This window comes from Telluria sp. ZB2R32 (genome assembly GCF_059685715.1).
On the sequence record NZ_JCASIG010000003.1, the window covers coordinates 468,408 to 494,651 of the forward strand.

At 66.8% G+C, this 26,244-nt stretch carries 19 protein-coding genes and 1 riboswitch; of the genes, 10 read left to right on the top strand and 9 right to left on the bottom strand.

Annotated elements, in window-relative coordinates; genetic code table 11:
• Positions 1-127 precede the first annotated feature (127 nt).
• Complete coding sequence (locus tag AC56LG_RS11515; protein ID WP_497166236.1) at positions 128-2,263, top strand: S46 family peptidase; 2,136 nt, start codon at positions 128-130, stop codon at positions 2,261-2,263.
• 158 nt (positions 2,264-2,421) lie between these two features.
• On the opposite strand, the gene AC56LG_RS11520 is transcribed toward AC56LG_RS11515, so the two are convergent.
• Positions 2,422-4,410 (bottom strand): alpha/beta hydrolase family protein, encoded by a 1,989-nt coding sequence (locus AC56LG_RS11520; protein ID WP_497166237.1) that lies wholly within the window; start codon positions 4,408-4,410, stop codon positions 2,422-2,424.
• Between the two features lie 282 nt (positions 4,411-4,692).
• On the opposite strand from AC56LG_RS11520, the gene pnuC reads away from it, so the two are divergent.
• On the top strand, positions 4,693-5,298 hold the full coding sequence (gene pnuC, locus AC56LG_RS11525) for a nicotinamide riboside transporter PnuC (protein WP_497166238.1): 606 nt from the start codon (positions 4,693-4,695) through the stop codon (positions 5,296-5,298).
• Complete coding sequence (locus AC56LG_RS11530; RefSeq protein WP_497166239.1) at positions 5,295-5,834, top strand: AAA family ATPase; 540 nt, start codon at positions 5,295-5,297, stop codon at positions 5,832-5,834. The genes pnuC and AC56LG_RS11530 overlap by 4 nt, the downstream gene beginning before the upstream one ends.
• A gap of 152 nt (positions 5,835-5,986) precedes the next feature.
• Here AC56LG_RS11530 and AC56LG_RS11535 read toward each other — a convergent pair whose 3' ends face one another.
• Together AC56LG_RS11535 and AC56LG_RS11540 are read right to left on the bottom strand one after the other, a co-directional pair.
• The gene (locus tag AC56LG_RS11535; protein ID WP_497166240.1) at positions 5,987-8,143 is read right to left on the bottom strand and encodes a TonB-dependent siderophore receptor; all 2,157 of its coding nucleotides are present in this window, start codon (positions 8,141-8,143) and stop codon (positions 5,987-5,989) included.
• A gap of 81 nt (positions 8,144-8,224) precedes the next feature.
• Positions 8,225-8,322, bottom strand: a riboswitch (TPP riboswitch).
• Between the two features lie 205 nt (positions 8,323-8,527).
• Positions 8,528-9,487, bottom strand: a complete 960-nt coding sequence (locus tag AC56LG_RS11540) for a DUF535 family protein (RefSeq protein WP_497166241.1) — start codon at positions 9,485-9,487, stop codon at positions 8,528-8,530.
• A 276-nt stretch (positions 9,488-9,763) separates the two neighbouring features.
• Between AC56LG_RS11540 and AC56LG_RS11545 the strand changes: the two genes are divergently transcribed.
• A complete protein-coding gene (locus tag AC56LG_RS11545; RefSeq protein WP_497166242.1) occupies positions 9,764-10,462 on the top strand; it encodes a glutathione S-transferase in 699 nt (232 codons plus the stop codon).
• Between the two features lie 6 nt (positions 10,463-10,468).
• Here AC56LG_RS11545 and dkgB read toward each other — a convergent pair whose 3' ends face one another.
• Both dkgB and AC56LG_RS11555 read right to left on the bottom strand, forming a co-directional pair.
• The gene (gene dkgB, locus AC56LG_RS11550; protein WP_497166243.1) at positions 10,469-11,269 is read right to left on the bottom strand and encodes a 2,5-didehydrogluconate reductase DkgB; all 801 of its coding nucleotides are present in this window, start codon (positions 11,267-11,269) and stop codon (positions 10,469-10,471) included.
• A 23-nt stretch (positions 11,270-11,292) separates the two neighbouring features.
• On the bottom strand, positions 11,293-12,495 hold the full coding sequence (locus AC56LG_RS11555) for an MFS transporter (protein WP_497166244.1): 1,203 nt from the start codon (positions 12,493-12,495) through the stop codon (positions 11,293-11,295).
• 98 nt (positions 12,496-12,593) lie between these two features.
• On the opposite strand from AC56LG_RS11555, the gene AC56LG_RS11560 reads away from it, so the two are divergent.
• Positions 12,594-13,490 carry a LysR family transcriptional regulator gene (locus AC56LG_RS11560; RefSeq protein WP_497166245.1) on the top strand — a complete coding sequence of 299 codons (897 nt, stop codon included), beginning with the start codon at positions 12,594-12,596 and terminating at the stop codon, positions 13,488-13,490.
• A gap of 126 nt (positions 13,491-13,616) precedes the next feature.
• Entirely contained in the window at positions 13,617-14,081 is a 465-nt protein-coding gene (locus tag AC56LG_RS11565; RefSeq protein WP_192052410.1) for a VOC family protein, read from the top strand.
• 24 nt (positions 14,082-14,105) lie between these two features.
• On the opposite strand, the gene AC56LG_RS11570 is transcribed toward AC56LG_RS11565, so the two are convergent.
• The 3 genes from AC56LG_RS11570 to mntP all read right to left on the bottom strand — a co-directional run bounded on the left by AC56LG_RS11570 (position 14,106) and on the right by mntP (position 19,488).
• Positions 14,106-15,572: a DUF3999 family protein gene (locus AC56LG_RS11570; RefSeq protein WP_497166246.1), complete on the bottom strand. Its 1,467-nt coding sequence runs from the start codon at positions 15,570-15,572 to the stop codon at positions 14,106-14,108.
• A gap of 12 nt (positions 15,573-15,584) precedes the next feature.
• Positions 15,585-18,791 (bottom strand): DUF2339 domain-containing protein, encoded by a 3,207-nt coding sequence (locus tag AC56LG_RS11575; RefSeq protein WP_497166247.1) that lies wholly within the window; start codon positions 18,789-18,791, stop codon positions 15,585-15,587.
• A 127-nt stretch (positions 18,792-18,918) separates the two neighbouring features.
• Positions 18,919-19,488 carry a manganese efflux pump MntP gene (mntP, locus tag AC56LG_RS11580; protein WP_497166248.1) on the bottom strand — a complete coding sequence of 190 codons (570 nt, stop codon included), beginning with the start codon at positions 19,486-19,488 and terminating at the stop codon, positions 18,919-18,921.
• A 419-nt stretch (positions 19,489-19,907) separates the two neighbouring features.
• Here mntP and AC56LG_RS11585 point away from each other — a divergent pair, with 419 nt between their 5' ends.
• The 4 genes from AC56LG_RS11585 (at position 19,908) to AC56LG_RS11600 (ending at position 25,762) form a co-directional block, all read left to right on the top strand.
• A complete protein-coding gene (locus tag AC56LG_RS11585; protein WP_497166249.1) occupies positions 19,908-20,840 on the top strand; it encodes a pirin family protein in 933 nt (310 codons plus the stop codon).
• A gap of 71 nt (positions 20,841-20,911) precedes the next feature.
• The gene (locus tag AC56LG_RS11590) at positions 20,912-21,778 is read left to right on the top strand and encodes a PhzF family phenazine biosynthesis protein (RefSeq protein ID WP_497166250.1); all 867 of its coding nucleotides are present in this window, start codon (positions 20,912-20,914) and stop codon (positions 21,776-21,778) included.
• Positions 21,779-21,923: 145 nt separating this feature from the next.
• A complete protein-coding gene (locus tag AC56LG_RS11595; RefSeq protein ID WP_497166251.1) occupies positions 21,924-22,721 on the top strand; it encodes a GNAT family N-acetyltransferase in 798 nt (265 codons plus the stop codon).
• A gap of 98 nt (positions 22,722-22,819) precedes the next feature.
• Complete coding sequence (locus tag AC56LG_RS11600; protein ID WP_497166252.1) at positions 22,820-25,762, top strand: putative bifunctional diguanylate cyclase/phosphodiesterase; 2,943 nt, start codon at positions 22,820-22,822, stop codon at positions 25,760-25,762.
• 71 nt (positions 25,763-25,833) lie between these two features.
• Here the strand turns inward: AC56LG_RS11600 and AC56LG_RS11605 are convergent, their stop codons facing one another.
• The gene (locus AC56LG_RS11605; protein ID WP_497166253.1) at positions 25,834-26,229 is read right to left on the bottom strand and encodes a DUF4124 domain-containing protein; all 396 of its coding nucleotides are present in this window, start codon (positions 26,227-26,229) and stop codon (positions 25,834-25,836) included.
• Positions 26,230-26,244 lie beyond the last annotated feature (15 nt).

Consider the following 26,244-nt stretch of genomic DNA (forward strand, 5'->3'; position numbering starts at 1 on the left):
CGCCCGTCGGCCGTGGGTGTTCAGCGCCACTACCTGAACTCATGTATTGACGCCGAAAAATCGTTTTCCGGCGCTCCCCAACCGGGCTATACTCCCCGCTTGAATTTTTCTCAACCGGGGTCCTACCTTGTTCAAATCGATCGTTCTTCCCGTCGCCCTGTTAGGCGTCGCAGCGCATGCCATGGCCGATGAAGGCCAGTGGCAGCCGCACCAGCTGCCGCAACTGAAATCCGAACTGAAACGCATCGGCATCACGATGCCGGCCGAGAAGCTGGCCGACCTGTCGAAGCATCCGATGAGCGCGATCGTCTCGCTCGGCGGCTGCTCGGCCTCGTTCGTGTCCCCGGATGGCCTGGTGGTCACCAACCACCACTGCGCCTACGGCGCCATCCAGCGCAACGCGACCCCGGAAAAGAACTACATCGTCGACGGCTTCCTCGCCAGGACCCGTGCCGAGGAACTGCCGGGCGGCCCGAACTCGCTGGTGTACGTGACCGAGAAAGTCGAGAACGTCACCGACCGCGTGTTGAAAGACCTGGGCCCGGACCTGACCGGCCGCCAGCGCAACGAGGCGATCTCGGGACGCATCAAGGCCCTGATCGCCGAATGCGAGAGCGACAAGGCCTACCGCTGCTCGGTGCCGGCCTTCCACCGCGGCCTCGAGTACTACCGCATCAGGCAGCTGATGATCCGCGACGTGCGCCTGGTGTACGCGCCATCGGACAAGATCGGCAACTTCGGCGGCGACATCGACAACTACGAATGGCCGCGCCAGACCGGCGACTATTCCTTCCTGCGCGCCTACGTCGGCCCGGACGGCCGCCCGGCCGACCCGTCGCCGAACAACGTGCCCTATAAATCGAAGGACTTCCTGGTGGTCTCGGCCGAAGGCCTGAAGAACGGCGATCCGATCCTGCTGGCCGGCTACCCGGGCCGCACCAGCCGCTACAAGCTGCCGTCGGAAGTGCGCTTCGCGCGCGACGTCGACCTGCCGGGCCGCGTGTCCACCATCACGGCCGACCTCGACGTGATCGCGTCCGCCACCAAGGGCAACCCCGCCTGGGACGTGCGCTACGCCAGCGTGGCGAAAAGCCTGAACAATGTGCTCAAGAAGAGCCAGGGCCTGCTCGACGGCTTCGCGCGCAAGGACATCGCCGCCATCAAGGACGTGCAGGACGCCGAGTTCCGCGGCTGGTACGCAAAGAATGGAAGCGGCCCCAAGCTGCTGGCCGATCTCGACGCCGTGATCGCGCTCGACATGGCGCTCTCGCGCGAAGAAGCCGCCTATGCCGAAGCCACCCACAGCGACCTGCTCAAGAGTGCGCGCCTGCTGTACCGCCTTGCGCAGGAACGCCAGAAGCCGGACGCCCAGCGCGACAGCGGCTACCAGGAACGCGACCTCTCGTTCATCAAGGCGCGCCTGACCCGCCTCGAACAGTCGTTCGTCCCGAGCGTCGACCAGGCGCGCTATGCCGCGGCCCTGAACCGCTACGCGAAGATCGATGCGAAGCTGCACCCGCAAGGCCTGGACGCGCTGGTGCCGGATGCGAATGGCCTGGCTGCCCTGTACCAGTCGACCGAGCTGGCCGATACCGCCAAGCGCCTGGCCTGGATCGGCCAGGACGTGAATGCCTTCCGCGCTTCGAAGGACCCGTTCATCATGCTGGCCGTGCGCATGAACGAGGTTGCCAATGGTCTCGAGGAACGCCGCAAGGAAGTCGACGGCAACCTCGACCGCACCATCCCGCAATACATGTCGGCCGTCATCGCGTACAAGAAATCGCAGGGCAAGCCCGTGTATCCCGACGCGAATTCGACGCTGCGCGTGACCTTCGGTACCGTCGCGCCGTATGCGCCGCGCGACGGCCTGGTCAAGGGTCCGTTCACGACCGTCGAGGGCATCGTCGAAAAGGCCACCGACAAGGATCCGTTCCTGGTGCCGGCGGCGCTCACCGAAGCCGTCAAGGCCAGGCGCTATGGCGTGTTCAAGGACCCGGTGCTGAACACGGTGCCGGTCAACTTCCTGTCGAGCGCGGACACGACCGGCGGCAATTCCGGTTCGGCCATCATGAACAAGCGCGGCGAACTGGTCGGCCTGAACTTCGATTCGACCTATGAATCGATCACCAAGGACTGGTACTTCGACACCGCCATCACGCGCGCGATCCACGTCGACATCCGCTACATGCTGTGGGTGATGAAGGAAGTCGACCATGCCGACAACCTGTTGAAGGAAATGACGATCAAGTATCCGAAGAAGTAATTCCGGGTCGATCAAGCGCCGCGGCCGGAGCGATCCCGCCGCGGTTTTTCGTTGGTGGGCATGCCCACCCTACGGCGAGCGTATCCGGTTCCAGGCTAGCGGCAAAAAAAAACCGCGGCGTGAGGCGCCGCGGTTGCCGGACGAAGACTGCTGCGCCGTCAGTGCACCGCTGCCTTGCCGATATGCTTGCCGAGGAAGGCTTCGAGCTTTTCGTAGAACGCGGTGCGGTTGGCCGTGTCGTAGAAGCCGTGGCCTTCGTTCGGCGCCAGGAACCATTCCGGCGGACGGCCGGCGGCGACCAGGGCGGCGCGCATCGCTTCGGCGTGCGCCACCGGTGCGCGCTTGTCGTTGCCGCCGTGGACCAGCAGCACCGGCGCCTTGATCCTGGCCGCCAGCGTGACGGGCGAGTTGCGATCGAGTTCGGCGCGGTCGTCGCCGACGTATTTCCGCACGACGTTGGTCATGTAGGCGTCGTTGCGGTTGTTCTCGGGCTTGGCCAGCAGCTTCAGGTCGTAGACGCCGACGTAGCCGACCGCGCATTTGAAGGTGGCCGAATCGCGCGCGGCCAGCATCATCGACGCATAGGCGCCGAAGCTGGCGCCGTAGGCGCAGACCCGCTCGCCGTCGATGCCGCCCTGGGCGACCGCCCAGCGCGTGGCGTCCTCGAGATCGTCGATGATCTTGCCGCCCCACTGGCGGTAGCCCGCTTCCTGGAAGTTGACGCCGCGCCCGCCCGAGCCGCGGAAGTTCACCTGCAGCACCGCATAGCCGCGGCTGGCCAGGAACTGGGCGTCGTCGTCGAAGAACCAGTTGTCGGACGGCCCGTGCGGGCCGCCGTGGGGCAGCACCACCAGCGGCAGCTTGGCTCCCGGCGCATGCGCCGGTACGGTCATGTAGCCGTGCAGCGCCAGCCCATCGCGCGCCTTCAGGCTGATCGGACGGCGTTCGGCCATGCGTTCCGGATCGATCGCTTCCATTGCCGCGAACAGCATGTCGGCCTTCATCGTCGCGCGGTTGAACAGGTAATAGGTGCCCGGATCGCGGTCGCTGCGGACACTGAACAGCAGCAGCGTGCGGTCGTCGCTGGCGTCGATGAAATGGACGTGCTGGCCGGGGAATTGCGCGCTCAGTTGCTTGTGCAGCAGGGCGTCGGCGCTGTTCTCGTCGAAATAGCGCACGCGCGGTACGCCGACGCTGGAGTAGGCGCCGAACGGGATGGTGTCGCTCGCGTACAAGGCGCCGGCGAAGCTGCCGACCGCATCCTCGAACAGGACCGTGCGCTTGCCGCTGGCGGTGTTTTCGAGGACCAGCTGGTCCGGCTCGCCGCCGGCCGAGTAGAGCGCCACGAAATCGCGGTCGTTCGAACTGAAATGCAACGGCTGGTAGCGCCGTCCCAGCTTCGCGTCGAGCTTGTTCCAGCGACCGCTGGCGTCGTCGAAGCGGAACTGGACGGCATGCGAGGTTTCGTCGACGCCGGTCGCAAAGCGCGGCTTGCCGCTGCGCTGGAGGACGAATCCCATGTCCGTCATCGGCACGTCGGCGACGATGGCGCGCGTGGCCTTGTTCGAATCGACGTCGAACAGCAGGGTGTTCTTGCCTTCCCAGGCGTGGCTGGTGATGAACACGTGCCCGTCGCGTTTGAGCGAAACGTCTTCGACGTAGCCGAAGCTCTCGTCGTTGCCATAGCGGTCGCCACGGCTGGACGAGTCGCGCATGCGGTAGCCGAACAGGTATTCCTGCTTCTTGCCGTCGATGTCGGTGGCAACCACTTCGCCGGTGGCCTGCGGCTTTTCGCGCGAACCGAATTCGCGCCCCTTCGCCACCACCAGGCGGGTCGGGCTGGCCCAGTAATAATCCGCCGGCACCTCGTACACCGGGAAGCGGATCGCGCCGGTCATCTTCATGTCCGGCAGCGAGTACATCATCACAACCGGAATCAGGCGGTTGCCGTTCGGGACACGCGCGGTGATTGCGATGTGCTTGCCGTCCGGGGCGAGGCGCGGATGGGAGAACTGGTCTTCCTGCACGAAGGCGGCGAGCGGGATCTGGGTGGGGGCCGCCTGGGCCATGGCGGGCCGGGCCGGCAGGATGGCCGCCAGTACCGTCACGAAGACAGCCGGGTTGAGGGCCACGAGGTGCGAACGCATGAAACGTCTCCTTCTGGTTATAAGTATGTGATGCAGGTAGGCGTGCCGGATTTATTTCGCGAATTTACTTCACGTAGTTATTCATTAATTATTTCAGTATATCAATCGCATTTTCAGAAATGAAAATCTTTTTGGCAACATGTCGCATCGGCGCGACCCCGTACCTGCGTTGCATATTCGCGGCGCAGCGTGCATACTCGCCAGCCCGATGAGCTGCACCTGTTTCCCTTATTTTCCAGCCCCGGCGTGCCCGGGCGCGTCGACGCTCTTCCGCCGCCGCGCATGAACGACACACTCGCCTTTTTCGGCTTCTCCACCACCCCGCTCGAACTGGTTTCGTTTGCCCTGGCGGCTACCACGGTGCTGCTCAACATCCGCCAGAACCACTGGGCCTGGCTGTTCTCGATCGCCTCGTCCGCCACCTATGCGGTCGTCTTCTTCGACGCGCGCCTGTACGGCGACAGCGGCCTGCAACTGGTGTTCATCGCCGCCTCGGTGTGGGGCTGGTGGCAGTGGCTGCGCGGCGCTGGGGCCGGCACTAGCACGACCGGGCTGGTCGTCACGCGCCTGGGCCGCGCCGGCTGGGCCTGGGCGCTGGCCGGCTGGGGCGCGGCCTTCCTGGCGCTGTCGTGGTTCCTGCAGAATTACACGAACACCGACGTGCCGCACATGGATGGCTTCCTGACCGCGGGCAGCCTGGTCGGCCAGCTGCTGCTGGCGCGTAAAAAAGTCGAGAACTGGCACGTGTGGATCGTGGTCGACGTGCTGTACGTCGGCCTGTACGTGTTCAAGGACCTGCACGTGACGGCGGTGCTGTATGCGGTGTTCGTGGTGCTGGCGGCGCGTGGCCTGCGCGCCTGGAGCAATATCGCGCAGGTGCAACGATGAGCAGCGCGGGCCCGATGATGCGCCGCATCGCCGTGCTGGGCGCGGAATCGTCCGGCAAGTCGACCCTGTGCGGCGCGCTGGCGCGCCGTTACGACACGCTGTGGGTGCCCGAATACCTGCGCGAATTCGTCGATACGCACGGGCGGGTGCCCTTCGAGGAAGACCAGGCCGGCATCGCCCGCACCCAGCGCGCGCGCGAAGATGCCGCGGCCGCCGGGGCGAACGCCTTCCTGTTCTGCGACACGACGCCGCTGATGACGGCGCTCTACAGCCAGGTGTACTGGGGCCGGGTGGATGCGGAGCTGGCGTGGCTGGCCGCGAAGCATGATTATGCGCTGACGCTGGTGACGGCGCCCGATACGCCCTGGGTGCCGGATGGTTTGATGCGCGAATCGGAGGAAATGCGGCAGCGGGTGTTCGCCATGCTGGTGGGGGAACTGGATGCGCGCGGCATCCGCTTCGTGCTGCTGGAAGGGGACCTGCCGCACAGGCTGCGGCAGGTCGAAGCGGCACTCAAGGTGCTCATGCCTTTGTAGGGTGGGCTCGGCCCACGCGGTCCACCTGTCGATCTGTGCCGGCTTGGCTTCGACCGGCTGCGTGTGCAGACCGATCGACGTGGCATTCGCCTTTACACTCAAACGTTGGGCGACCGCCGTACCGCGTGGGCGTAGCCCACCCTACAAATTCCTTAAAAGTCGACCTGCGCCGACAGGCGGAAGGTACGCGGTGCGCCCGGCAGCAGGTAGCCGCCCAGGTCCTGGGTGACGTCGCGCCAGTAGAATTTGTCGAACAGGTTGTCGACGCGGACGCGCAGGGTCACGCTGCTCGCACCCATCTTCATGGCGTAGGCCGCACCCAGGCCGACCACGTGGTAGCCGGGCACGTCGACGGTATTCTCCGGATCGAAGGTCTTCTTGCCCGCGTACTGCCACTGGCCATTGAGCTTCAGGCCCGGCACGGCGGCCAGCGCATACTCTCCCCAGACGGTCGTCTTCAGCTCGGGCACGTTGGTGACGCGCTTGCCGTCCAGCGCGGCGTTGCCGGTGTCCTGCTGGCGTGCGCGCAATGCCATCAGCGAGGCGCCGTAGGTCAGGCCGTTCGAGGCGCGCTGGGCCGACAGTTCGAGGCCGCGGTGATTGCGTTCGCCGTTGCGGACAAACGTGTCCGCTGCATTGGTGTATTCCAGGCCGGTGGTGATCTGGAACACGGCGGCGCTGACCGACACGCCGGCGCCGAGGATGCCCTTGGCGCCGAACTCGAGCTGCTTCGAACGGTTCGGTCCCAAATCCTGGTTGGCATTGGTGGTTTCGATCGGCGCCACGCCGCCCGATTCCAGGCCGTGCGCGAGCGTGCCGTAGACGTTCCAGTTGCGGCTCGGGCTATAGACCAGCGAGACGTTCGGCAGCGTGAACGATGCCTTGTCGCTCACCCACGGCAGCTCGGACTCGGGCTGCTGGTCGCTGTCGATCTTCACGTAGCGCACGCCGGCGTGCACTGCCAGCTGCGGCGACAGGGTAAGGATGTCCTGCACGTAGATGCCGCGCTCGCGGTCGCGGAAGCGTTCGTAGACCGGGCCGGTGGCCGGGTTGCCCGGCGCCGGGTCGGTCACCAGCGGCCGGTAGATGTTGCTGTAGCCGGCGTAGTCGTAGACGTAGTCGCCGTAGCTGTTGTGGCGCTCGGCGTAGCTGGCGCCGACGGTGAGCAGGTGGCGCACGGCGCCGCTGCTGAAGCGCCCCTGCAGTTGGGCCTGCAGGCCGAACGGCGTCTTGCGTTCGCCCACGCTCTGGTAGTCGTAGACGTCGTAGTCGCCGTTCGAGCAGTAGCCCGGATAGAAGCCCTCGCCCTCGTTGCTGCAGCCATAGGGGAAGGCGGTGTAGTCGTCGCGCTTGAACCAGTGCTTGTTGGCGCTGACCGTGGCGTTCCAGTCGGCGTTCAGCTTGTAGGCGAAACGCAGGCCGAGGTTGGTGCTGTCGGTATCGACCGGTTTGGTCCAGGGCTGGTCGTTGAGCAGGGTCTTGGGCGACACGTTCACCGGCAGATCGACGCCGCGAATGAGCTGATAGCCGGGCGCGGTGATCTGCTCCTTGTGCTGGAAGTCCATGTCGAGTTCGAGCTTCGCATCGGGCGTGATCTGCCAGTCGAAGGCGCCGGAGGCGAACTGGCGCTTGCCGTCGGCGCCGCGTACGTAGGAGCGCAGGCGGTCGGCGGCGGCGTTGATGCGGTAGCCGAAGCGCGTGTCCTCGAAGCGCCCGCCGATGTCCGCCTCGGCGTGCACGCTGCCGCGCTCGCGCGCCTCGACCAGCACCGAGCGCAGCGGCGTATCCGTCGGGCGTTTGGTCACGAAGTTCAGCACGCCGCCGGGCGCGGCCACGCCCGCCTGCAGGCCGGCCACGCCCTTGAGCAGTTCGAAGCGTTCCTTGTTCTCGAGCGGGATCTGGGTATCGCCGGCAATCGCGATGCCGTCCTTGCGGTAGCCGGAGTTGTTGTTCAGTTTGAAGCCGCGTACCGAAAACTGTTCGGCATAGCCGACCGCGTTGTAGGCGTCGCCGACCGAGGCGTCGTACTGCACGGCGTCGCTGGCCGAGCGGATCGACAAATCCTGCATCTGGCTGCGCCCGATGGCGACGACCGAGGCCGGGATGTCCATCAGCGGCAGGTCGGCGAAGCCGCCAATGCTGGCGCGGTCGCTGACGGTCCATTTGCTGCCGGTGACGACGACGGAAGCGATCGGCGTACTTGGTTGGTCGGCCTCGACGGCCTGGGCAGTCTGGGTGGTCTGGGCTTGAACCGAGAATGCTTGCGCGAGGGCGCAGGCGAGGAGGGAATGCTTGAAGACGGGTTTCATGATGTGCTCGTGGTTTGCGCGGCGCATGCGCGACGCGTGAATACAACCGGAGCCAACGTGGGGGAAGGGCAAACAAGGGATGCACTGCTTGACGCGCTTTCCTTCGCTGGCATTATCCAGATCAGGTACGAAGGGTATCTCTCACCCGGAACAACGTTCCAGGACCCCTAGCGAGGCGCGAGTGTAACACGGAGTTTTATCCGTGTGGTAGTTCTGGCAATGGGGTAGGGTGGGCACTTGTGCCCACGCGGATGGGACCGGTGGGCATTCGCGAAGTAAAACGAACCGGAATGCGTGCGTGAGAAGGTATTGAAGCGGCGCGGCATGCATCAGCACGACCGCGTGGGCACAAGTGCCTTTCGTGGCCCGGCCCACCCTACGTATCTACACCTCCACCGGCTCCCGCAACGGCGCCGCATGCTCATGGTGCGAGCGCGCATGCAGCAGGTGGCGCTGCAGCGTCGCGCGCGTGCTGCCCTCGATCGCGCGCCAGTTGTCGCGGCGCTGGGCGGCGCGCTTGCGGTGCTTGGAAGGCATGTCGGCCAGCGGTTTCAGGTAGAAGGGCAGGGCGACCAGCCAGGTGTCGCCGGGCAGTTCGACGCCGCCCAGCACCTTCCAGAAGCCATCGTAGGCATTCGCGAAGTGCTTGATTTCGTCCGGATCGTAGGCGATGTGCGCGGTGCATTTCACGGCCAGCACCTGGTCCATGCCGACCGATTGCGCCAGCCCCTGCATTGCCGCGAAGCAGAAGAAGCTGGGCGAATTGTTGGGGAAGCAACGCTCGAAAGCCTCGAAGGCTTCGCCCGAATCGGTCCAGCGGCCCTGGTTGCGCGCGACCAGGGGCACCAGCGGCGCCGGTACGCCGGCGATTTTTCCTTCGACCCAGGAAAACGACAAGCGGTGCAGCACCTTGCCGTCGGCCAGCAGCGCGATCGTCAGGTCGCCCTCGGCATTGGTGCGCGACGCCATCTCGAGCCGGATCAGGAAGGCGTGTTCCTCGACCGTCTGCTCCCACAAGGTCAGGCCGCCGCCCGCGTACACGGCCGCCTTGTAGGCCGTGTCGAACGTCGTCTCCTCGAAGCGGTAATGGGACAGCACGCATTGCACGCGCTGGCGCGGGCTCAGGCCCTGCACCAGATAGGCCGGGTGGCTCAGGTGGTGGAAGGGATCGTCGTTGGGCGGCGTCAGCACGTGGTTGCGGTAGACGTCGAGCTTGCACAGCGCGGCGTGGTCGCGGTAGAACCGCAGCACGCGCGCGCTGCGCGCCACCGACAGCAGCCAGGAAGAAAAGCGCAGCTCGCTGCGACGGGCGAGCCAGTAACGGGTCAGGTGAGCGAGGATCATGGGACGCTCCGTGGAAGACGGCGGGTTGCGAAGAGTCTCATGGTGTCCCAGCCGGCCGGGCCCAGCGGTGCGATTGCTCAAGAGAAACATATTCTCTGTGGCAATATTTTCGACGGCATCATCCCGTCGCGCGTACGCATCGTCAGCATCGTGGTTCTCTTTCAGGTCGTTTTATTCTCTGGAGTAAACATTCTTTATTGCAAGATTAGCACGATCCGCGCGCGGCTTCCCGAAAAACTGTTCCATACTCGGCCTCCTACTTGTGCGGAGACCCCGATGGCATACGAACTGTTCTATTGGCCCGGCATCCAGGGCCGCGGCGAATTCGTCCGGCTGGCGCTGGAGGAAGCGGGCGAGGATTACGAAGACGTGGCGCGCGGGCCGGGCGGCGTCGATGCCTTGATGGCGGCATTGAAGGAGGGGCCGACGCCGAGCTTCGCGCCGCCTTTCCTGCGCAGCGAAGGCATGACGATCGGCCAGACGGCGGCGATCTTGATGGTCCTGGGCGAGCGCCATGGCCTGGCGCCGCAGGACACGGCCGGGCGGCTGTGGACGCACCAGTTGCAGCTGACGATTGCCGACCTGGTGGGCGAAGCGCACGATACCCACCACCCGGTCGGCAACAGCCTGTATTACGAAGACCAGCAGGAAGAAGCGCGGCGCCGGGCGGGCGATTTCACGGCGGCGCGCATCCCGAAGTTTTTCAATTATTTCGGCCACGTGCTGGGCGACAAGGACTACCTGCTCGGCGCGGAAATCACCTACGCCGACCTGTCGCTGTTCCAGACCATCGAGGGACTCGCCTACGCCTTTCCCAAGGCGACCGGACGCGCGCTGGCGCAGCATCCGAACCTGGCGGCGCTACGCCGGCGTGTAGCCGAGCGTCCGCGGATTGCGGCCTACCTGGCGTCGACGCGCCGCATCCCGTTCAACGAAGAGGGCATCTTCCGCCGCTATCCGGAACTGGACAGTTAGTCCCACTCAGTTCCAATCCGGTCCGAAGTCGGGGCTCACCAGACGCTCGCCACGGTCGAGCGCATCGATGGCGGCGACGTCGTCCGCACCCAGCACGAGCGTGCACGCGGCCAGGTTGCCGGCCAGGTTTTCTCGCCGCGTCGACGAGGGAATCGCCGTGTAGCCTTGCGCCAGCAGCCAGGCCAGCGTCACCTGGGCCGGGGTCGCCTCCAACCGCGCGGCGATCGCGCCGATGACCGGGTCAGTCAATACCTTGCCGTACGCGAGCGGCATGTAGGCCGTCACGCCGATGCCGTGTGCGCGCGCAAAGGCGGCGACCCTGCGGTTGTGCAGGTAGGGATGCAGCTCGACCTGGTTGGTGGCGATGTTGGCCGCGCCGACCGCGTCAATCGCTTCCTGCATCAGGGGAATCGTGAAGTTGGAGACGCCGATCTGTCGCGTCAGGCCCAGTTGTTGCGCTTCCAGCAGCGCCGCCATCGATTCGGCGACCGGCACCGCGCCGCCCGGCGAGGGCCAGTGGATCAGCGTCAGGTCGAGCTGGTCGAGGCGCAGCTTGCGCAGGCTCTCCTTCAAGCTCGGGATCAGGGCGTCGCCGGCCAGGTGTTCGGTCCAGATCTTGGTGGTGACGAACACGTCCTGGCGCGGTACGCCGCTGGCTGCCAGGGCCGTGCCGACTTCGGCTTCGTTGCCGTAGATCTGGGCGGTGTCGATGTGGCGGTAGCCGAGGTCGAGGGCGTTGGCGACGCTGTCGATGGCCGTCTGGCCTTGCAGGCGGAAGGTGCCGGCACCGATTGAAGGCATGTGCATGGTGTTTTCCTTTCAATAGTGGATCAAGCGAATTCAGTTTCTTTGGCAGCGGCAGTCACGACGCGGGCTTCGCGTTTGTCGAGGCGGCCGGCCAGCGTGGTCAGGGCCAGTGCGCCGACCACGATCAGGGCGCCGATCGGCGGTGTCGCCATCAGGCCGGCGTGTTTCAGGACCAGGCCGCCGCCCCAGGCGCCGAGCGCGATGCCGAGGTTGAAGGCGGCGATGTTCAGGCCGGAAGCCATGTCGACCGCCTGCGGCACGTCGCGTTCGGCGCGCTGCACGACGTACAGCTGCAGCGCCGGCACGTTGCCGAAGGCGACCGCGCCCCAGGCCAGCACGGTGGCCACGACCAGTACCGGATGCGGCGCGGTGAAGGTCAGCAGGGCGAGCACGGCGGCCAGCAGCGCGAACACGATCTGCAGTGCGCGCACCGGTCCTTTGCTGTCGGCCAGGCGGCCGCCCCAGATGTTCCCGGCCGCGACCGAGACGCCATACACCAGCATCACCAGGCCGACGCTGCCTGGCGCGAAGCCGGCCACGTCCTGCAGGATCGGCGCCAGATAGGTGAACGCAATGAACGAGCCGCCGTAACCGAGCGTGGTGATCGCATACACCAGCAACAGGCGCGGCTGCTTGAGTACCGCGAACTGTTTCGCCAGGCTGGCCGGCTTGGCGCCGCCGATCGACTTCGGTACCAGCAGCGCGCTGCCGATCATGGCGACGACGCCGAGCGCGGCCACGGCCAGGAAGGTCGACTGCCAGCCGAACTGCTGGCCGATCCAGGTGCCGAGCGGCACGCCGGTGACCAGCGCCACGGTCAGGCCGGCGAACATCAGGGCGATCGCGCTGGCCGCCTTTTCCTTCGGCACCAGGCTGGTGGCGATGGTCGAGCCGATCGAAAAGAACACGCCGTGGGCAAGGCCGGTCAGCACGCGCGCGGCCATCAGGGCGGCGTAGCCGGGCGCGATCGAGGCGACCAGGTTACCGGCGGTGAACAGCAGCATCAGGCCGATCAGCAATTGCTTGCGCGGGATGTGCGCGGTGAGGGCGGTCAGCAGCGGGGCGCCGACGGCGACGCCGAGCGCATATACGCTCACCAGCAGGCCGGCGGAGGGAACGGACACGCCGAGACTGGCGGCGACGTCGGGAATCAGGCCGACGATGACGAATTCGGTGGTGCCGATGGCAAAGGCGCTCAGGGTGAGCGCCCACAGGGCAAGAGGCATGGTGACTCCGGTAGATTTGGACAGGCATGCAGTGTGCGCGCAGCGCTTCATGCGAAAAATCCCTTGCCGTACAATAGACTTTTGACTGGGAGTCACGAATGATCGATGTGGAGGCTTTGATTGCCTTCTCCGCCGTCATGGATGCCGGCTCGTTTTCCGGCGCCGCCGAACGGCTCGGACAAACGCCATCGGGCGTCTCGCGCACCATCGCGCGCCTGGAAAAACACCTCGGCCTGACGCTCCTGCACCGCACCACGCGGCGCCTGCAACTGACCGACGAGGGCGCCTGGCTGCTCGAACGCGCGCGTGCACTGCTGGCCGACCTCGCCAATACAGAAGCCGAAGCGGCCGCGCGCCGTTCCCAGCCCGCCGGCCTGGTGCGCGTGAATGCGGCCACGCCGGCGCTCGGCCACCTGCTGGCGCCGCTGGTGCCGGCCTTTCTCGACGCCTACCCGCTGGTGCAGCTGGAACTCACCAGCGGCGAAACGGTCGTCGACCTGATCGAGGAGCGGGCGGATCTGGCCATCCGCATCGGCAACTTGCCGGACTCGACCCTGAACGCGCGCCGCCTCGGCGCCAGCCGCATCCGCGTGCTGGCGGCGCCGGGCTATCTCGAACGCCATGGCGCGCCGACGAGCGTGGCCGAACTGGCGCGCCACCGCCTGCTGGGCTTTTCGGCGCCGGCCTCACTGAATACCTGGCCGCTGGCGCATGGCGGCGCCGAAGGCTACACGATCGCCCCGGCAGTGAGCGCATCGAGCGGCGAAACGGTGCGTCACCTGGCGCTGGCCGGCGCCGGCATCGCCTCGCTATCGGACTTTCTCACGCGCGACGACCTGGCGGCAGGACGGCTGGTGCCGGTGCTGGCAGAGGCCGCGCTGCCGTGGTCGCAACCGGTATGGGCGGTGTTCTATAAACAGGGCGGACTGGCGCCGCGGGTGGCGGCGCTGGTCGATTTCCTGGCGCGCGAACTGGGGCCGCTGCTCGATGCCTGAGCACCCGGGCGGTGCTGCGCAACACACGAATTCGTTGCGTGAACTTGGCGCAGGCGCTACGCTCAAAGCACGGCAAGGGTCAACAACACTGAGAAAATCCATCCACCATCCTGAAAGGACAGCGTTATGAGTGCAGAGGTCAAGCCGGTCGAAGAAGGCATGCATACCGTTACCCCGCACCTGGTCTGCGCCAATTGCCACGAGGCGATCGAGTTCTACAAAAAGGCCTTCGGCGCGGTCGAAGTCATGCGCTCGCCCATGCCCGACGGTAAAGTGGGCCACGCCATGCTGCGCATCGGCGACTCGCCCCTGTTCCTGGCCGACGAATTCCCCGACTACGGCTCCTTCGGCCCATTGAGCCTGAAAGGGTCGCCGGTGACGATCCACCTGTCGGTGCCGAACGTCGACGCCATCTGGGCCAGCGCCAGGGAAGCCGGCGCGACCGTGCGCATGGAACTGGCCGACATGTTCTGGGGCGACCGCTACGGCCAGATCGTCGATCCGTTCGGGCACATCTGGTCGATGGCGACGCATATCCGCGATGTTTCGCCGGAAGAGATGGAAGAGGCGATGAAGCGCGAGTGCGCCTGACCCTGGTGCGGCCTGCCAGGTGATTCAAGGCGCAGGCTGGTCCGGACCGCCTTCCTTCAGCTGGCGTGACAGTTTCCACGCCATCAGGGCAAGGGCGGCGACCCCGGCCACCAGCAGCGCCCATAGCCAGAGCGATTGCTTGCCGGCCGCTGCCGTCTCGCCGCCCGCATCGCTGGCGCCGCCCTGGCGCACCGGCTCGCCAGCTTTTGCCTGTTCCAGCGCGGCCAGTTCGCGCATGCTGAAACCGGGTGCGACCTGGCTCAGCGGCACCTGGCTCGACTCGACGCCGCCATGACCGAAGGCGAGGGTGTACGGCCCCTTGCCGCCGGCCAGGAAGACCATGCGCGCCGGCGTCCAGCGCAGGCGCAGGCCGGGACGATCCGCGATTTTTGCCTGCGGCCGCACGACCCACTGCGCCGCGTGGGTCGGGACTATGTCGATATCGCCCGAGGCGCGGCGCTGGCCATCCTGCATCAACTGGAAGAAGGTCGCGTTCGCCACCGGCTGCAACTGCACCGCGGCGAGATTGTCCGCCGTCGTTCCTGGCGCGCTGCCGGCCAGCTTGCGGTAGTGGCCGATGAGCGCGGGCAGCACCACATTCTGGCCCTGCAGTTCCAGCCCGACGGCGTCGGCCGGCACCCCGATGGGCGCGTCGTACAGCAGGTCCTGGCCCGTGGTGCCGGCCCTCGGCTGCAGCACGACGCTGTCCGATTGCGCCGCGGTGCGCAGGCGGGCGACCCGTTCGGCGTGGATGGCCCCGAACGTGACCGGGGTGCCCTCCAGCCAGCGGAGGCGCGCGAAGCGGAACGTGTGCGGCGCGAATTCGATCCGGTCCTTGCGCACGCTCGCGCCCTGGCCGTTGTCGAGCCAGCTGACCGAGGTCTCGACCAGCGTTTCCCACGACGCCAGGTCGTCGCTGGCCTCGAGCGCCAGGCGCGCGCCGTAGCTGTTCATGCCGGGCGGTAGCGACAGGACAAGTGCGCCGACGGGGCCGGCATCCTTGACGGCCGGTCCGGCGCCGTGCAGGTCGAGCACCAGGCTGTCGAGTACCTCGCCGGTGTTGCGCGCCGGTGGCGCGGTCACCGAGATCACGGCGCCGCCCGCGTCGGTACGGATTTGCAAGCCGTCGGGCAGGCGCGACGAAGCCGGGGAGGCGCCGGCAGGCGCGCGCACGGGAAAGACCGCGACCGGCGCCGTCGACCGCTGTTCGACCCAGCGGCGTGACTGCACCGCCGGTTCGAACAGGGCAAAGGGCAGGGCCGTGCCGGCTGCGTCGAACACGCGCAGGTCGCGCAGGTCGGCCGTGCGCGCTTGCAGGTAGACGGCGCGCGGCACCTGCAGCTGCACCACCGCCTGCTTGCCGCTGGCGTCCAGCGGGATGCGGTAGGCGTAGTCGCCGGGACTGTCGCCCGGGCCGGCGGCCGCCGACATGAATGTGGCGGCGGCCAACGGCACGAAGGCGATGCGCAAGCGCGCGGACAATGCTGGCATGGGGTCTCCCGTTCAGGTGCTGCGTTGGGGTGAAGCGGCGGCTGCCTCGGATTTCGGATAGGGCGCCAGGTAGCCCACCAGTACCATCAGCAAGCCGACGCCGACGAAGGAGACGATGCGCGCCATGCTGCCGCCGTTGGCCATGTCGACCATGACCAGCTTGACCAGCACGATGCCGAGCAGGACGGCGCCGGTGGCCCAGGTACGGCGCATGGTCCGCTGGGCGGCGAAGCGCATCAGCACCAGCGCGCTGGCGCTCCAGACCAGCGACAGCATGGCCTGCACGAACTGCGAGGCCGCCAGCTCGTCGACCTGGTAGGCGATGCCGAGGTAGTGGGCGGCGCTGCGCAGCAGGATCAGGTTGAACCAGATCCAGGTCGCGACCAGGGCGGCGACGCGCAGGCGCTGCGTCAGCCCCGGACGTGTGCCGGCCACCATCCTGCCCGCGCCGATGCCCAGCACCAAGGCAAAGCCGGTCGTGAGGTCGAGCGGGTTGAGCAGCGGGATATACGGCAGGGGCGCCATGGTGCCGTCCTGCCCCAGGTTCCATACCGCCGCCAGCAGCAGAATCAGCAGTGCGCCGGCGGGAATCAGCACCGTGCGATACCAGTCCTGCAGCGGCGCCGCCGGCCAGGCCGCGGCGGCGCTGCGTTTGATCAGCCAGGCCAGAACCAGCATCATCGCCCAGGTCGGCAGGTAATTGCCCCAGGCGGAACCGATCGCCGAGTGTCCTTCCGCCGCCAGCTGGTCGGCACCCCTGCCATCGACCAGCCAGCGCCCGATCAGGACCGCGCCGGTGGGCCAGAGCGCGAGCCACGGCCCGGCCGTACGCAGCGTGTGGACGGCCCGCAGCGGCAGTCCGGCAAGCGGCGCGCCATACCGGTTCCAGCGCAGCAGCACGTATTCGCCGCCGGCCAGGAGTACAGCCCAGGCCAGCCAGCCGGCCGGGGCGGGCAGCGCGTGCATGCCGTACAGGACCTCGAGCATCGACAGGGTGTAGAGTGCCAGCGTTCCCCAGCTTGCCACGCCCAGCCAGCGCAGGCGCGGCCAGGCCAGGCGCCGCGCCAGCGGCAGGCAGGCGGCGGCCGAGACGGCGACCCCGAGCGCGTACAGGAAGTCCCAGCGCTGCCCCGGCAAGCCCAGGCCTTCGGGCAGGTAGTCGACCAGCCGGTCGGCGCCGATCCGCAGCGCCGGCCCGAACCACCATACGCCGCCCCACAGCAGCATGGCGGCCGGCAGCTTCGTGGCGCCGGTCTGTTCGGCCGGGCGGTCGAGCATCCTGCTGGTGGCGAGCGCCGCCAGCGCGATCATCAGCACGCCCAGCAGAGGGGCGTCGGTGACGAGGCCCGCGCCGTGCGACAGCGCCATGAGCGCGACCACCGCGGCCAGTGCGCACGCGCCCGCCAGTTGGGCAAGCAGCGCCAGCCGCTCGGCGCGCTGCCACGCCATGCGCGCACTGGCCAGGTAGAGGAGCCCGGCCGTCAACAGCGCGCCGGCGGCCAGCAGGTTGGCCAGCGTGCCGCCGCTGGTGCGCAGGATGGCCTCGAGCCAGGCGCCGGCCAGCAGCCAGAGCGCCGCGATCGTGATGCTCCAGTTGGCGATGCGCGCCAGGGCCGGGTGCGCCGCGTCCGCATGCTGGTGGAAGTTGCGCGCCATGGCGAAGGCGCTGCCGGCCAGCAGCAGGAAGCCCAGGCCCAGGTTCGAGTCGCGCGCCGCGTCGCCATCGAGCCCGGCGGCGGCGCCGATGAAGCTCGCCCATGCGCCCGCCTGCAGCAGCAGGCCGAAGATCCAGGTCGCGCGCTGGCCGCGCTTCAGGCCGAACCAGACGAAGCCGGCGCCTTCCAGCGCCCAGGCCGCCGAGGTCCAGCGTCCGTCGAGCGCGAACGGAATCGCCAGCGTGCCGAAGATGGCGCCCAGTGCCAAGAAGGTTTCGACCAGCACGCGCCAGCGCTCGCGTCCGCGGCGCAGCAGGAACAGCGCCAGCAGCAGGTAAAAGGCGCCCAGCCCCAGGGCCGACAGCGCCAGCCCGAACGGCTTGTCGCGCACCAGCCCCGCCTGCAGGCCGAAGGCGAGCAGGGGCGTGCCCAGCACCAGGGTGGCGTCGACATAGTGCTTCAGGCGCGTCTGCTGCTGGCGCGCAAAAGCGAGCGCGACGCCGACGTACATCAGGAAGAACAGGATCAGGAAGCCCTGCGCCGAGCCGTAGTTGGCGCCCGTGTAGCGCAGGCCGCCCCAGGCCGAGCCGACGATGAAGGTAAACCCGAAGCCCAGCAGGTTCAGCGGCCGCCAGGCGCGCTTGATGGCCAGCGCGAACACGCCCGCATTGAGCAGGGCGTAATACGAGAACAGGGCGATGTGGTTGCCCTGGCCGGACGAGACCATCAGCGGGCAGGCGAAACCGCCGGTGATGCCGAAGGCCGCCAGCCAGGGCGCATCCTGCAGCACGGCGAGCAGGCAGGTAAAGGCGGTCAGGGCCACCAGCAGGGCGAAGGCAAAGCCTGCCGGCAGCAGATCGTAGCGGTTGTAGGCACCGAAGATCACCAGCATCAGGATCGCGATCGCCGTTCCCTGGATCGGCAGGCCGATCTCGCGGCGCGTGGCGCGGATGCGCCAGCCCCATCCCAGCAGTGCCAGGTCGGCCAGCACCACGCCAGCCAGCCTGAGTTCGATCGGAACCGTGATCGTCGCGGCCACGTACTTGAGCAGGAAACCGACGCCGACGAAGAGGATCACCAGGCCGAGCTTGGCGACCAGGTTCCCGGTCAGCAGCCAGGTCTTGGCGGCCACGAGCCAGCGCGGCGGCGTAAAGGTGGAAGCGAGGGCAGGGGCGGGTGGTGCGGCGGGTTCGGCGCTCCAGGCGGCCTCGTCTTCGGGTAGCGACCGCGGTGGAGCGGCCGTATGAGCGGCCGGACGTGCGGTCTCGGTCGAGACCCGCGCGATGGGTTCGGGCTGAACGGGCAGAGCTGGTTCGGCACGCGGTGGTTCAGGGACAGGTTCCGGCACGGGCGCGGTGGGTGCATCCGGTTGCGGCGGCGCGGCCGTCTGGCGCCAGGCCGTGTCCGGCACAGCTGGCTGCCGCCACACCCGGATCATCTCGCGCAAGGCGGCAACTTCGTCTTCCAGTTCGCGCAGCCTGCGGTTGCGGCCGGCGCCCATGATCCATGCGGCGAAAAACGGATACGCCAGCGCCAGCAGAACCGCCCCTGCGATCATGTCCATGTGTTCCCCCGGCCTCTGCTGTACTTCGATCGGTAGGCTTGTTATTTCAACAAGCTCGCAGAGGATACGTCCGGTATTGCACGTCGTCAATCATTTGCTGGCGCCGCGTCGCCGCCAGGCATCACTTTCACCCGGCCGCGTGCAGATGGTCGTACAAAATGAGACTGCCGATGACGATCAGCACCACGCCGCCGACGATCTCGGCGCGCTTGCCCACCAGCGCACCCAGGCCGCGGCCCAGCATCACGCCCAGGGTGACCATGACGAAGGTGGCAAAGCCGATGGCCGCGGCCGTGGCGAAGATGTTGGCGTCGATAAAGGCGAGGCCGGCGCCGACAATCAGGGCGTCGATGCTGGTCGCCATGCCGGTGACGGCCAGGCGCAGGAAGGAGTGGCTGTTCGGCTTTTCTTCCTCGAGTTCGGGCTCACCCCAGCCCTCGTGGATCATGCGCAGGCCGAGCGCGCCCAGCAGTACGAAGGCGATCCAGTGGTCCCAGGCCTGTACATAGGGTGCGGCGGCGTTGCCGAGCGCCCAGCCGAGCAGCGGCGTCAAGCCTTCGATGACGCCGAAGATGAGGCCGGTGCGCAGCGCCTCGCGCAACTGCGGCCGCTGCAGGGCCGCACCCTTGCCGACGGCGGCGGCAAAGGCGTCGGTGGACATGGCGAGGGCAAGCGAGGCGGTAGCGGCGAAATTCATGCAAGGTCTTTCCGTCGGGCGAACACAAAGGCATACCTGCGCGGCCCGAACACGCGCAGGTATGCCAAAGGTCTTGCCAACCGAACGAGCATGTAAAAAAATCGCCATGGCGGCGTTGCATCGTCTCGCCGTACCCACGTACTGTCTTCGACGATGCGCCTTGCCCTGACGACTTTTTTACACACTCGGCGGCTGCCCGTACCACGGCGCGCTTGTCATGGCGCCGAGTATGTTGATACGGGAACTCGCAGCGCAGTGTGCAGGCGCGAGCAGGCTACTCCCCAATGGATGGCGATATTGTAACCGATGGCAACCTGGAAGGCTCGGCAATTCAGGCTTGAGCACCGCAGCGCATGAGCATTTGCACAACAGGGTAGGGCAACGTAGACTGGGCCGCGTGACCAAACGAGGAGAACACCGTGGACAACCACGACAGCCATGAAGACATCAGCGCACTCGACATCGTGATCGTGCCGCCCACGCACGACCTGGGCGACGGCTTCCAGGTACGGCGGGCGCTGCCGAGCCGGCAGCGGCGCATGGTCGGCCCCTTCGTTTTCCTCGACCAGATGGGGCCGCACGTATTCGATGCCGGCCGCGGCCTCGACGTGCGGCCCCATCCGCACGTCTGCCTGGCCACCGTCACCTATCTGTTCGACGGCGAGATCCTGCACCGCGACAGCCTGGGCAGCGTGCAGGCCATCCGGCCCGGCGAAGTCAACTGGATGACGGCCGGGCGCGGCATCGTCCACTCGGAGCGTACCGACAGCGCGCTGCGCCAGGGGCAATCGAACCTGTTCGGCCTGCAATGCTGGGTCGCGCTGCCGACCCGGCACGAAGAATCCGATCCCGCCTTTGCCCACATCGAAGCCGGCGCCTTGCCGTTCATCGAAGGCGAGGGCGTCGAAGCGCGTGTGGTGGCCGGCAGCTTCTGGGGTCGGCGCGCACCGGTAGCGACCTTGTCCGACATGTTCTACGTCGACGTCAAACTGAAAGCCGGCGCGCGCATCGCGATGCCGCCGGAATACCCGGAGCAGGCGATCTATATCGTCGAAGGCAGGCTCGACCTTGGCCGCGACGGCGTCTTCGAACCCGGCCAGCTGGTGGTGCTCAAACCCGGTGCCGAAGTGATGCTGGGCGCGCCCGGACCGGGGCCGACGCGCATCATGCTGCTCGGCGGCGAACCGATGGACGGTCCGCGTTTCCTGTCCTGGAACTTCGTCGCCAGTTCGGAAGAACGGATCGAACAGGCCAAGCGCGACTGGCAGGCCGGCGCCTTTCCGCAGGTGCCGGGCGAGACCGAATTCATTCCGCTGCCCGAGCAACAGGGCAAACCGGTGCGTTATCCGTAAACCAAGGTTCTGCCTGCAAAAGCATTGCAAACAAGGTAAGATTGCCGCTCTTTATTTCTGAGGAGCAATTCATGCCTGCAAGCTCGCACTCCCTCGATGCCGTCCAGCGCATCGCCGCCTTTTCCGACGGTGCCCAAGGCGGCAACCCGGCCGGCGTCTGGATCGGCGCCGCCTTGCCCGATGCCGCCGACATGGCGCGCATCGCCCATGAAGTCGGCTATTCCGAAACCGCCTTTGCCGCCCGGCTGGATGACGGTTGGCGCGTGCGCTATTTTTCGCCCGAATCCGAAGTGCCGTTCTGCGGCCATGCGACGATCGCGCTCGGCGCCGCGCTGGCGGCCAGCCACGGCGACGGCGTCTACAAGCTGGTATTGAACGATGCCGCGATCACCGTCGAAGGCAGGCGCAGTAGCGGGCCGGATGGCAGCGTCCTGACCTCGGCCGCGCTGCAATCGCCGCCGACCCGCAGCGCGCCGGCACCGGCCGCCATGGTGGAGGAAGCGCTGGCGCTGTTCGGTTACCGCGCCGACGACCTCGATCCGCGCATCCCGCCAGGCCTGGCCCACGGCGGGGCCGATCACCTGGTACTGGCCCTGCAGAGCCGCGCACTGCTGGCCGCCATGCGCTACGAGCTCGACGCCGGGCGCCGCTTCATGCGCGCACACGGCCTCGTCACCGTGGTGCTGGTGTGGGCCGAGACCACGACGCTACTGCACACGCGCAATCCGTTTGCCTCGGGCGGCGTCTATGAAGATCCGGCCACCGGCGCCGGCACCGCCGCGCTGGCGGGCTACCTGCGCGACCTCGGGTGGATGCCGGGCGGGGCGATCGACATCGTGCAGGGTGAGGACATGGGCATGCGCTCGCGCCTGCGCGCCGAGTTCGGTGCGGAGAAGGGGGGGGCGATCCGGGTATCGGGCACGGCGCGTCCAATCTGATGTTTATTTCCTGATCACAATTTTTATCATTTTTTAAATAAAAGGGGTAAAAGTACGTTTGCTCATCAGTTAGGAAGTTTCACCAAAGATTGATAATTATCAGCAACCGAGCTTTCTGAAATTAAACAATCTAAGGAATCCTGACATGGAACTGCGCCAAGCAAACGTTACCCCTCCAGCAAACGCTGCTGCGATTCGCCCATTTGGCGAGAAGCAGGTCGTCCAGCGCGCAGTCGAGTCCCTGCCGTTCACGATTCGCCGCGTCCGCAGCGAGGACGAGCTGCTCAAGGCCGTGCAGATCCGCCATGCCGCTTACGCACGCCACATTCCCGAGTTCGCACGCTCGCTGGCCTTGCCGGAAGCAGCCGATTACGAAAGCGACGCCGTGGTGCTGCTGGCCGAGTCCAAGCTCGACGGTACGCCACTAGGAACGGCCCGCATCCGCACGAACATCCACCAGCCGCTGCACATCGAGGAATCGGTGGTGCTGCCGCAATGGCTGCAAGGGCGCAGCCTGGGCGAAGTCGAGCGGCTGGGCGTGAGCCATGGACGGATCGGCCACGTGGTCAAGGTGGCGCTGGTCAAGGCCTTCTTCGAGTTCTTCGAAAAGCAGGGCCTCGAATGGGCCGTCATCTCGGCCCGCACGCCGGTCGACCGCCAGTACGAGCAACTGCTGTTTGCCGATGTGTTCGGTGAAAACGAGCTGGTGCCGCTGCGTCACATCGGCGATATCCCGCACCGCATCATGGCCTTCGAAATCGCCACCGGCGAAGCGCGCTGGCGCGCCGCGGCCCATCCGCTGCTGAAGTTCTTCCGCGAGACCGATCACCCGGACATCGACGTCGGTCCGAAAGTCGCGCTGCCCGGCAAGACCCTGGCGATGCCGTCGCGTCTCCAGGTGACAACGCCCAGCGGCGCCATGCGCACGGCGGCCTTTGCCTAAGTAGATATTGCATGACGGCATCAAATTAAAGTTGTATCCTTGCGATTGATCAGGCCGCGATGGAATTCGCGGCCTGTATACATTGCTTGATACCGCTTATGCCAAAAACCACCGTTCCCGCGCACAGTTCATCCTCGGCATCAGCCGAGGCAATCCTCGAACGTGTGCTGCGGGTGTTCGCGTATTACCTGATCCCCATCGGCATCGGCCTGTTTTCGATCGCCGCACTGTTGTTTTGGCACAACCATTACAAGGTAAGCGAGCCGGAGACGCTGCTCCTGCGCGTGCTGGTGGAAGACGAGGGCGCGGCGCCCGCGCCCGCCGCCGCATTGGCGCGCCTTGCCGCCCGGCCGGCCGTCCCCAGTTTTAACGCCAACCTCGGCAGCGAGCCTGTCTGGTTCAGCTTCGTGCCCATGGCCGCCTCGGTCGAGCACGACGTCATCGAATTCCCCTCGCGCCATGCGCTCTCGATCCAGTGCTGGGATGGGAGCACCTTGCGTCCGCTGGGCGAGGCCAGCCGCAGCCTTGCCAACGGCGCGCTTGCCGCCGTCAAGGCTGGGTTCGCGCTGCGCGTGGCCAGCCTGCCGGCGGAGATGCTGTGCAAGGGCACCTTCGCCGGCCCGGCCCGTTTGAGCGTGATGCAATGGCCGTCGGAACAGTTCGAACTGTCGGTGGAACAGTACCACCGCAAGTCCGGCCTGCTCGACGGCGGCATGATCGTGCTGGCCCTGTTCGTCCTGCTGACCGCCCTGATCAACCGCCAGCCGCTGTACGTCCTGTTCTCGGGCTGGCTGATCCTGAACCTGCGCGTCGGCGCGCTGTCGGCCGGCTGGGACATCCAGTGGCTGGGGCAGACCGTGCCCGCCGACTGGCTGCTGCTCTCGCGCTCGGTGACGCTGACCCTGTACGGCATCGCCACGCTTACCCTCTACCACCACCTGCTGCGCGCCAGCCTCGAAACGCTGCGTTATCCGGCGGCGATGCGCGCCATGCAGTGGCTGTCGATGCCGCTGCTCGCGGCCGCGGTGTTGCTGCCTTACCATCTCTACCTGCCGATCGTGTGGCTGACCTGCGCCTGCTGCCTGACGGTCATGATGGCCGGCCTGCTGAAGGTCATCGTCGCGTCGCAAAACCGTGTCGCCAGCTGGTTCGCCGCGTCCTTCGCACTGACGATCGTCGCCACGCTGGTCGAGATCGTGTCGGCGGCGCTCGGCGCGCGCGAAGTGATTGGCGTGATCAACAGCGTCACGGCGGCCCTGGCCTCGAGCCTGCTGGCCGCGCTGGCGGTGGCCGAGCAAATGCGCGCCGAGACCGAAAAGCGCGAGCAGGCGCAGCGCAAGCTCGAGGAAGCCTACGAGGCCATGCCGGTCGGGCTGTTCACGCTCGACCTGCAGGGCGGCTTCCTGTCGGCCAACCCGGCCTTGTGCCGCATGCTCGGCTGCGAGCTGCCGACGGCGGGGCGCACGCTGTGGCGCCAGTTCTTCGACGACGCCGCCTGGCTGCACCTGCGCGAACAGGTGCACCAGCAGACCACCATCGAGATGGAAATCGCCAACCGCGACGGCGCGCGCCGCTTCCTGGTGCGCGCGACGCTGGCGCACGGCCGCATCGAAGGGGTGCTGGAAGATATTACCGAAAAAACCAAGGCCACCGAGCAGCTCCAGTTCATGGCCAACAACGATCCGCTCACGCGCGTGTTCAACCGGCGCGGCATTGAAAAGATGTTCGAGGGCGCCGCCACCTCGCTGGCCGCCGGCAAGCCGATGGCGATCGCCTACATCGACCTCGACCGTTTTAAACTGATCAACGACCTGTTCGGCCATGGCGCCGGCGACGAAGTGCTCAAGCAGGTGTGCGAACGCATGGCCATGATGCTGGCCGGCGGCCAGCAGATCGGCCGCGTCGGCGGCGACGAATTCGTGATCGTCATGCCCGACACCGCGATTCCGCTGGCGTCCCTGATTTGCCGCGGCATCGTCGAACGCATCGGCGGCACGCCGTACCGGGTCGGCGACAAGGCCTTCCACGTGCGCGGTTCGGTCGGCCTGATCGAAGTGTCGAACGGGATGCCGATGCGCGACGCCATTTCGGCCGCCGACCGCGCCTGCCGCGAAGCCAAGGAGCACAGCGACGGCCTGGTCGTGTACGAACGCCATGCCGCCGCTTTCCACGAACGCGAGGCCGAACTGAACCTGGTGGCCAAGCTGCAGGGGCCGAGCGCGACCGAGGGCCTGTTCATCGAGATGCAGCCGATCATGTCGCTGAAGAATCCGCACGATTCGCTCAACTTCGAGGTGTTGCTACGCATGCGCGGCCCGGACGGGCGCGTGATGCCGGCCGGCCCGCTGATCGGCGCCGCCGAGAAATGCGGCCGCGCGGGCGTGATCGACCGCTGGGTGCTGAATACGACGCTGGGCTGGATCGCCGAGAATCTCGGGCGCCTGCCGAATACCCGCTTCGTCTGCATGAACCTGTCGGGCGCCTCGCTCAACGACGAGCGCTTCGTCGCCGACACGCTGGAGATCCTGGGGCGCCACGTGCACGTGGCCGGGCGCCTGTGCATGGAGATCACCGAAAGCGTGGCCCTGCATGACCTCGACAATACGCGCCGTTTCATCGACCAGGTGCGCAATTTCGGCGTCAAGGTGGCGCTCGACGACTTCGGCGCCGGCTACACCTCGTTCTCCTACCTGAAGGAATTGCCGGCCGACGTGCTGAAAATCGACGGCAACTTCATCGTCAACATCAACGCTCATCCGGCCAACGTGGCGATCGTCGAAGCCATCGTCAGCCTGGCGGTCAATCTCGGCATGAAGACCATCGCCGAATGGGCCGAAGATGCGGCGACCGTGCAGACCCTGGCCGAGATCGGCGTCGATTACGTGCAGGGCTGGGCCGTGGCGCGCTCGCTGGCGCCGGAGCGCATGCTGACGGCGGCATCGTCGGCGAGCTTCATCCAGGATCCGGAATTGCTCGAGCTGCTGCCGAACCTCGGCAACGGCACGGCGCTGGATTTACGCGGGATGATGAAGTTTCATTGAGGTTGAATGTCCGCGTGGACGGGAAACCCGCCTCTCGTGGCCCGGTCCACCCTACACAAATGCCTGCGGGTTTATTGAATCGTCGCCAGCGTCGGACGGCTCGGCCGGTCTGCATCGATCAGCATCATCTGCGCACGCGCCGCCTTCAGGGTGGCGACGTCGCGCGCCAGCGGGCGGTCGCGCTGCGGGACGCGCGGGCGCCAGGATTGCTGCTCCACCATGGCCGGCGGCGCCTCGTAGCGCTGCACGCTCACCGGCTGGACGTCGCTGGACGGCTCCATCGCGCTGCCCGGTGCGGCATTCGCCGTCAGGCGCGTGGCGCGGGCGCCGCTTTCGCAGGGCTGGTCGGTCAGCGTCACATGGCCGGCGCCATCGACACATTTCAGGATCTCGGAACCCGCCAGCGCGGCGGGGGTGGCGGCAAGGGCCGCAATGATCAAACTCAGTTGAGAGGCCAGGCGCTTCATGGCTACCTCCATCGA

Coding starts and splice junctions, on each gene's coding strand:
- AC56LG_RS11555 (WP_497166244.1), bottom strand. CDS start 12,495: ATGCCTCTTGCCCTGTGGGCGCTCACCCTGAGCGCCTTTGCCATCGGC.
- pnuC (WP_497166238.1), top strand. CDS start 4,693: ATGAACGACACACTCGCCTTTTTCGGCTTCTCCACCACCCCGCTCGAA.
- AC56LG_RS11545 (WP_497166242.1), top strand. CDS start 9,764: ATGGCATACGAACTGTTCTATTGGCCCGGCATCCAGGGCCGCGGCGAA.
- dkgB (WP_497166243.1), bottom strand. CDS start 11,269: ATGCACATGCCTTCAATCGGTGCCGGCACCTTCCGCCTGCAAGGCCAG.
- AC56LG_RS11560 (WP_497166245.1), top strand. CDS start 12,594: ATGATCGATGTGGAGGCTTTGATTGCCTTCTCCGCCGTCATGGATGCC.
- mntP (WP_497166248.1), bottom strand. CDS start 19,488: ATGAATTTCGCCGCTACCGCCTCGCTTGCCCTCGCCATGTCCACCGAC.
- AC56LG_RS11565 (WP_192052410.1), top strand. CDS start 13,617: ATGAGTGCAGAGGTCAAGCCGGTCGAAGAAGGCATGCATACCGTTACC.
- AC56LG_RS11530 (WP_497166239.1), top strand. CDS start 5,295: ATGAGCAGCGCGGGCCCGATGATGCGCCGCATCGCCGTGCTGGGCGCG.
- AC56LG_RS11540 (WP_497166241.1), bottom strand. CDS start 9,487: ATGATCCTCGCTCACCTGACCCGTTACTGGCTCGCCCGTCGCAGCGAG.
- AC56LG_RS11535 (WP_497166240.1), bottom strand. CDS start 8,143: ATGAAACCCGTCTTCAAGCATTCCCTCCTCGCCTGCGCCCTCGCGCAA.
- AC56LG_RS11520 (WP_497166237.1), bottom strand. CDS start 4,410: ATGCGTTCGCACCTCGTGGCCCTCAACCCGGCTGTCTTCGTGACGGTA.
- AC56LG_RS11590 (WP_497166250.1), top strand. CDS start 20,912: ATGCCTGCAAGCTCGCACTCCCTCGATGCCGTCCAGCGCATCGCCGCC.
- AC56LG_RS11600 (WP_497166252.1), top strand. CDS start 22,820: ATGCCAAAAACCACCGTTCCCGCGCACAGTTCATCCTCGGCATCAGCC.
- AC56LG_RS11605 (WP_497166253.1), bottom strand. CDS start 26,229: ATGAAGCGCCTGGCCTCTCAACTGAGTTTGATCATTGCGGCCCTTGCC.
- AC56LG_RS11570 (WP_497166246.1), bottom strand. CDS start 15,572: ATGCCAGCATTGTCCGCGCGCTTGCGCATCGCCTTCGTGCCGTTGGCC.
- AC56LG_RS11575 (WP_497166247.1), bottom strand. CDS start 18,791: ATGGACATGATCGCAGGGGCGGTTCTGCTGGCGCTGGCGTATCCGTTT.
- AC56LG_RS11595 (WP_497166251.1), top strand. CDS start 21,924: ATGGAACTGCGCCAAGCAAACGTTACCCCTCCAGCAAACGCTGCTGCG.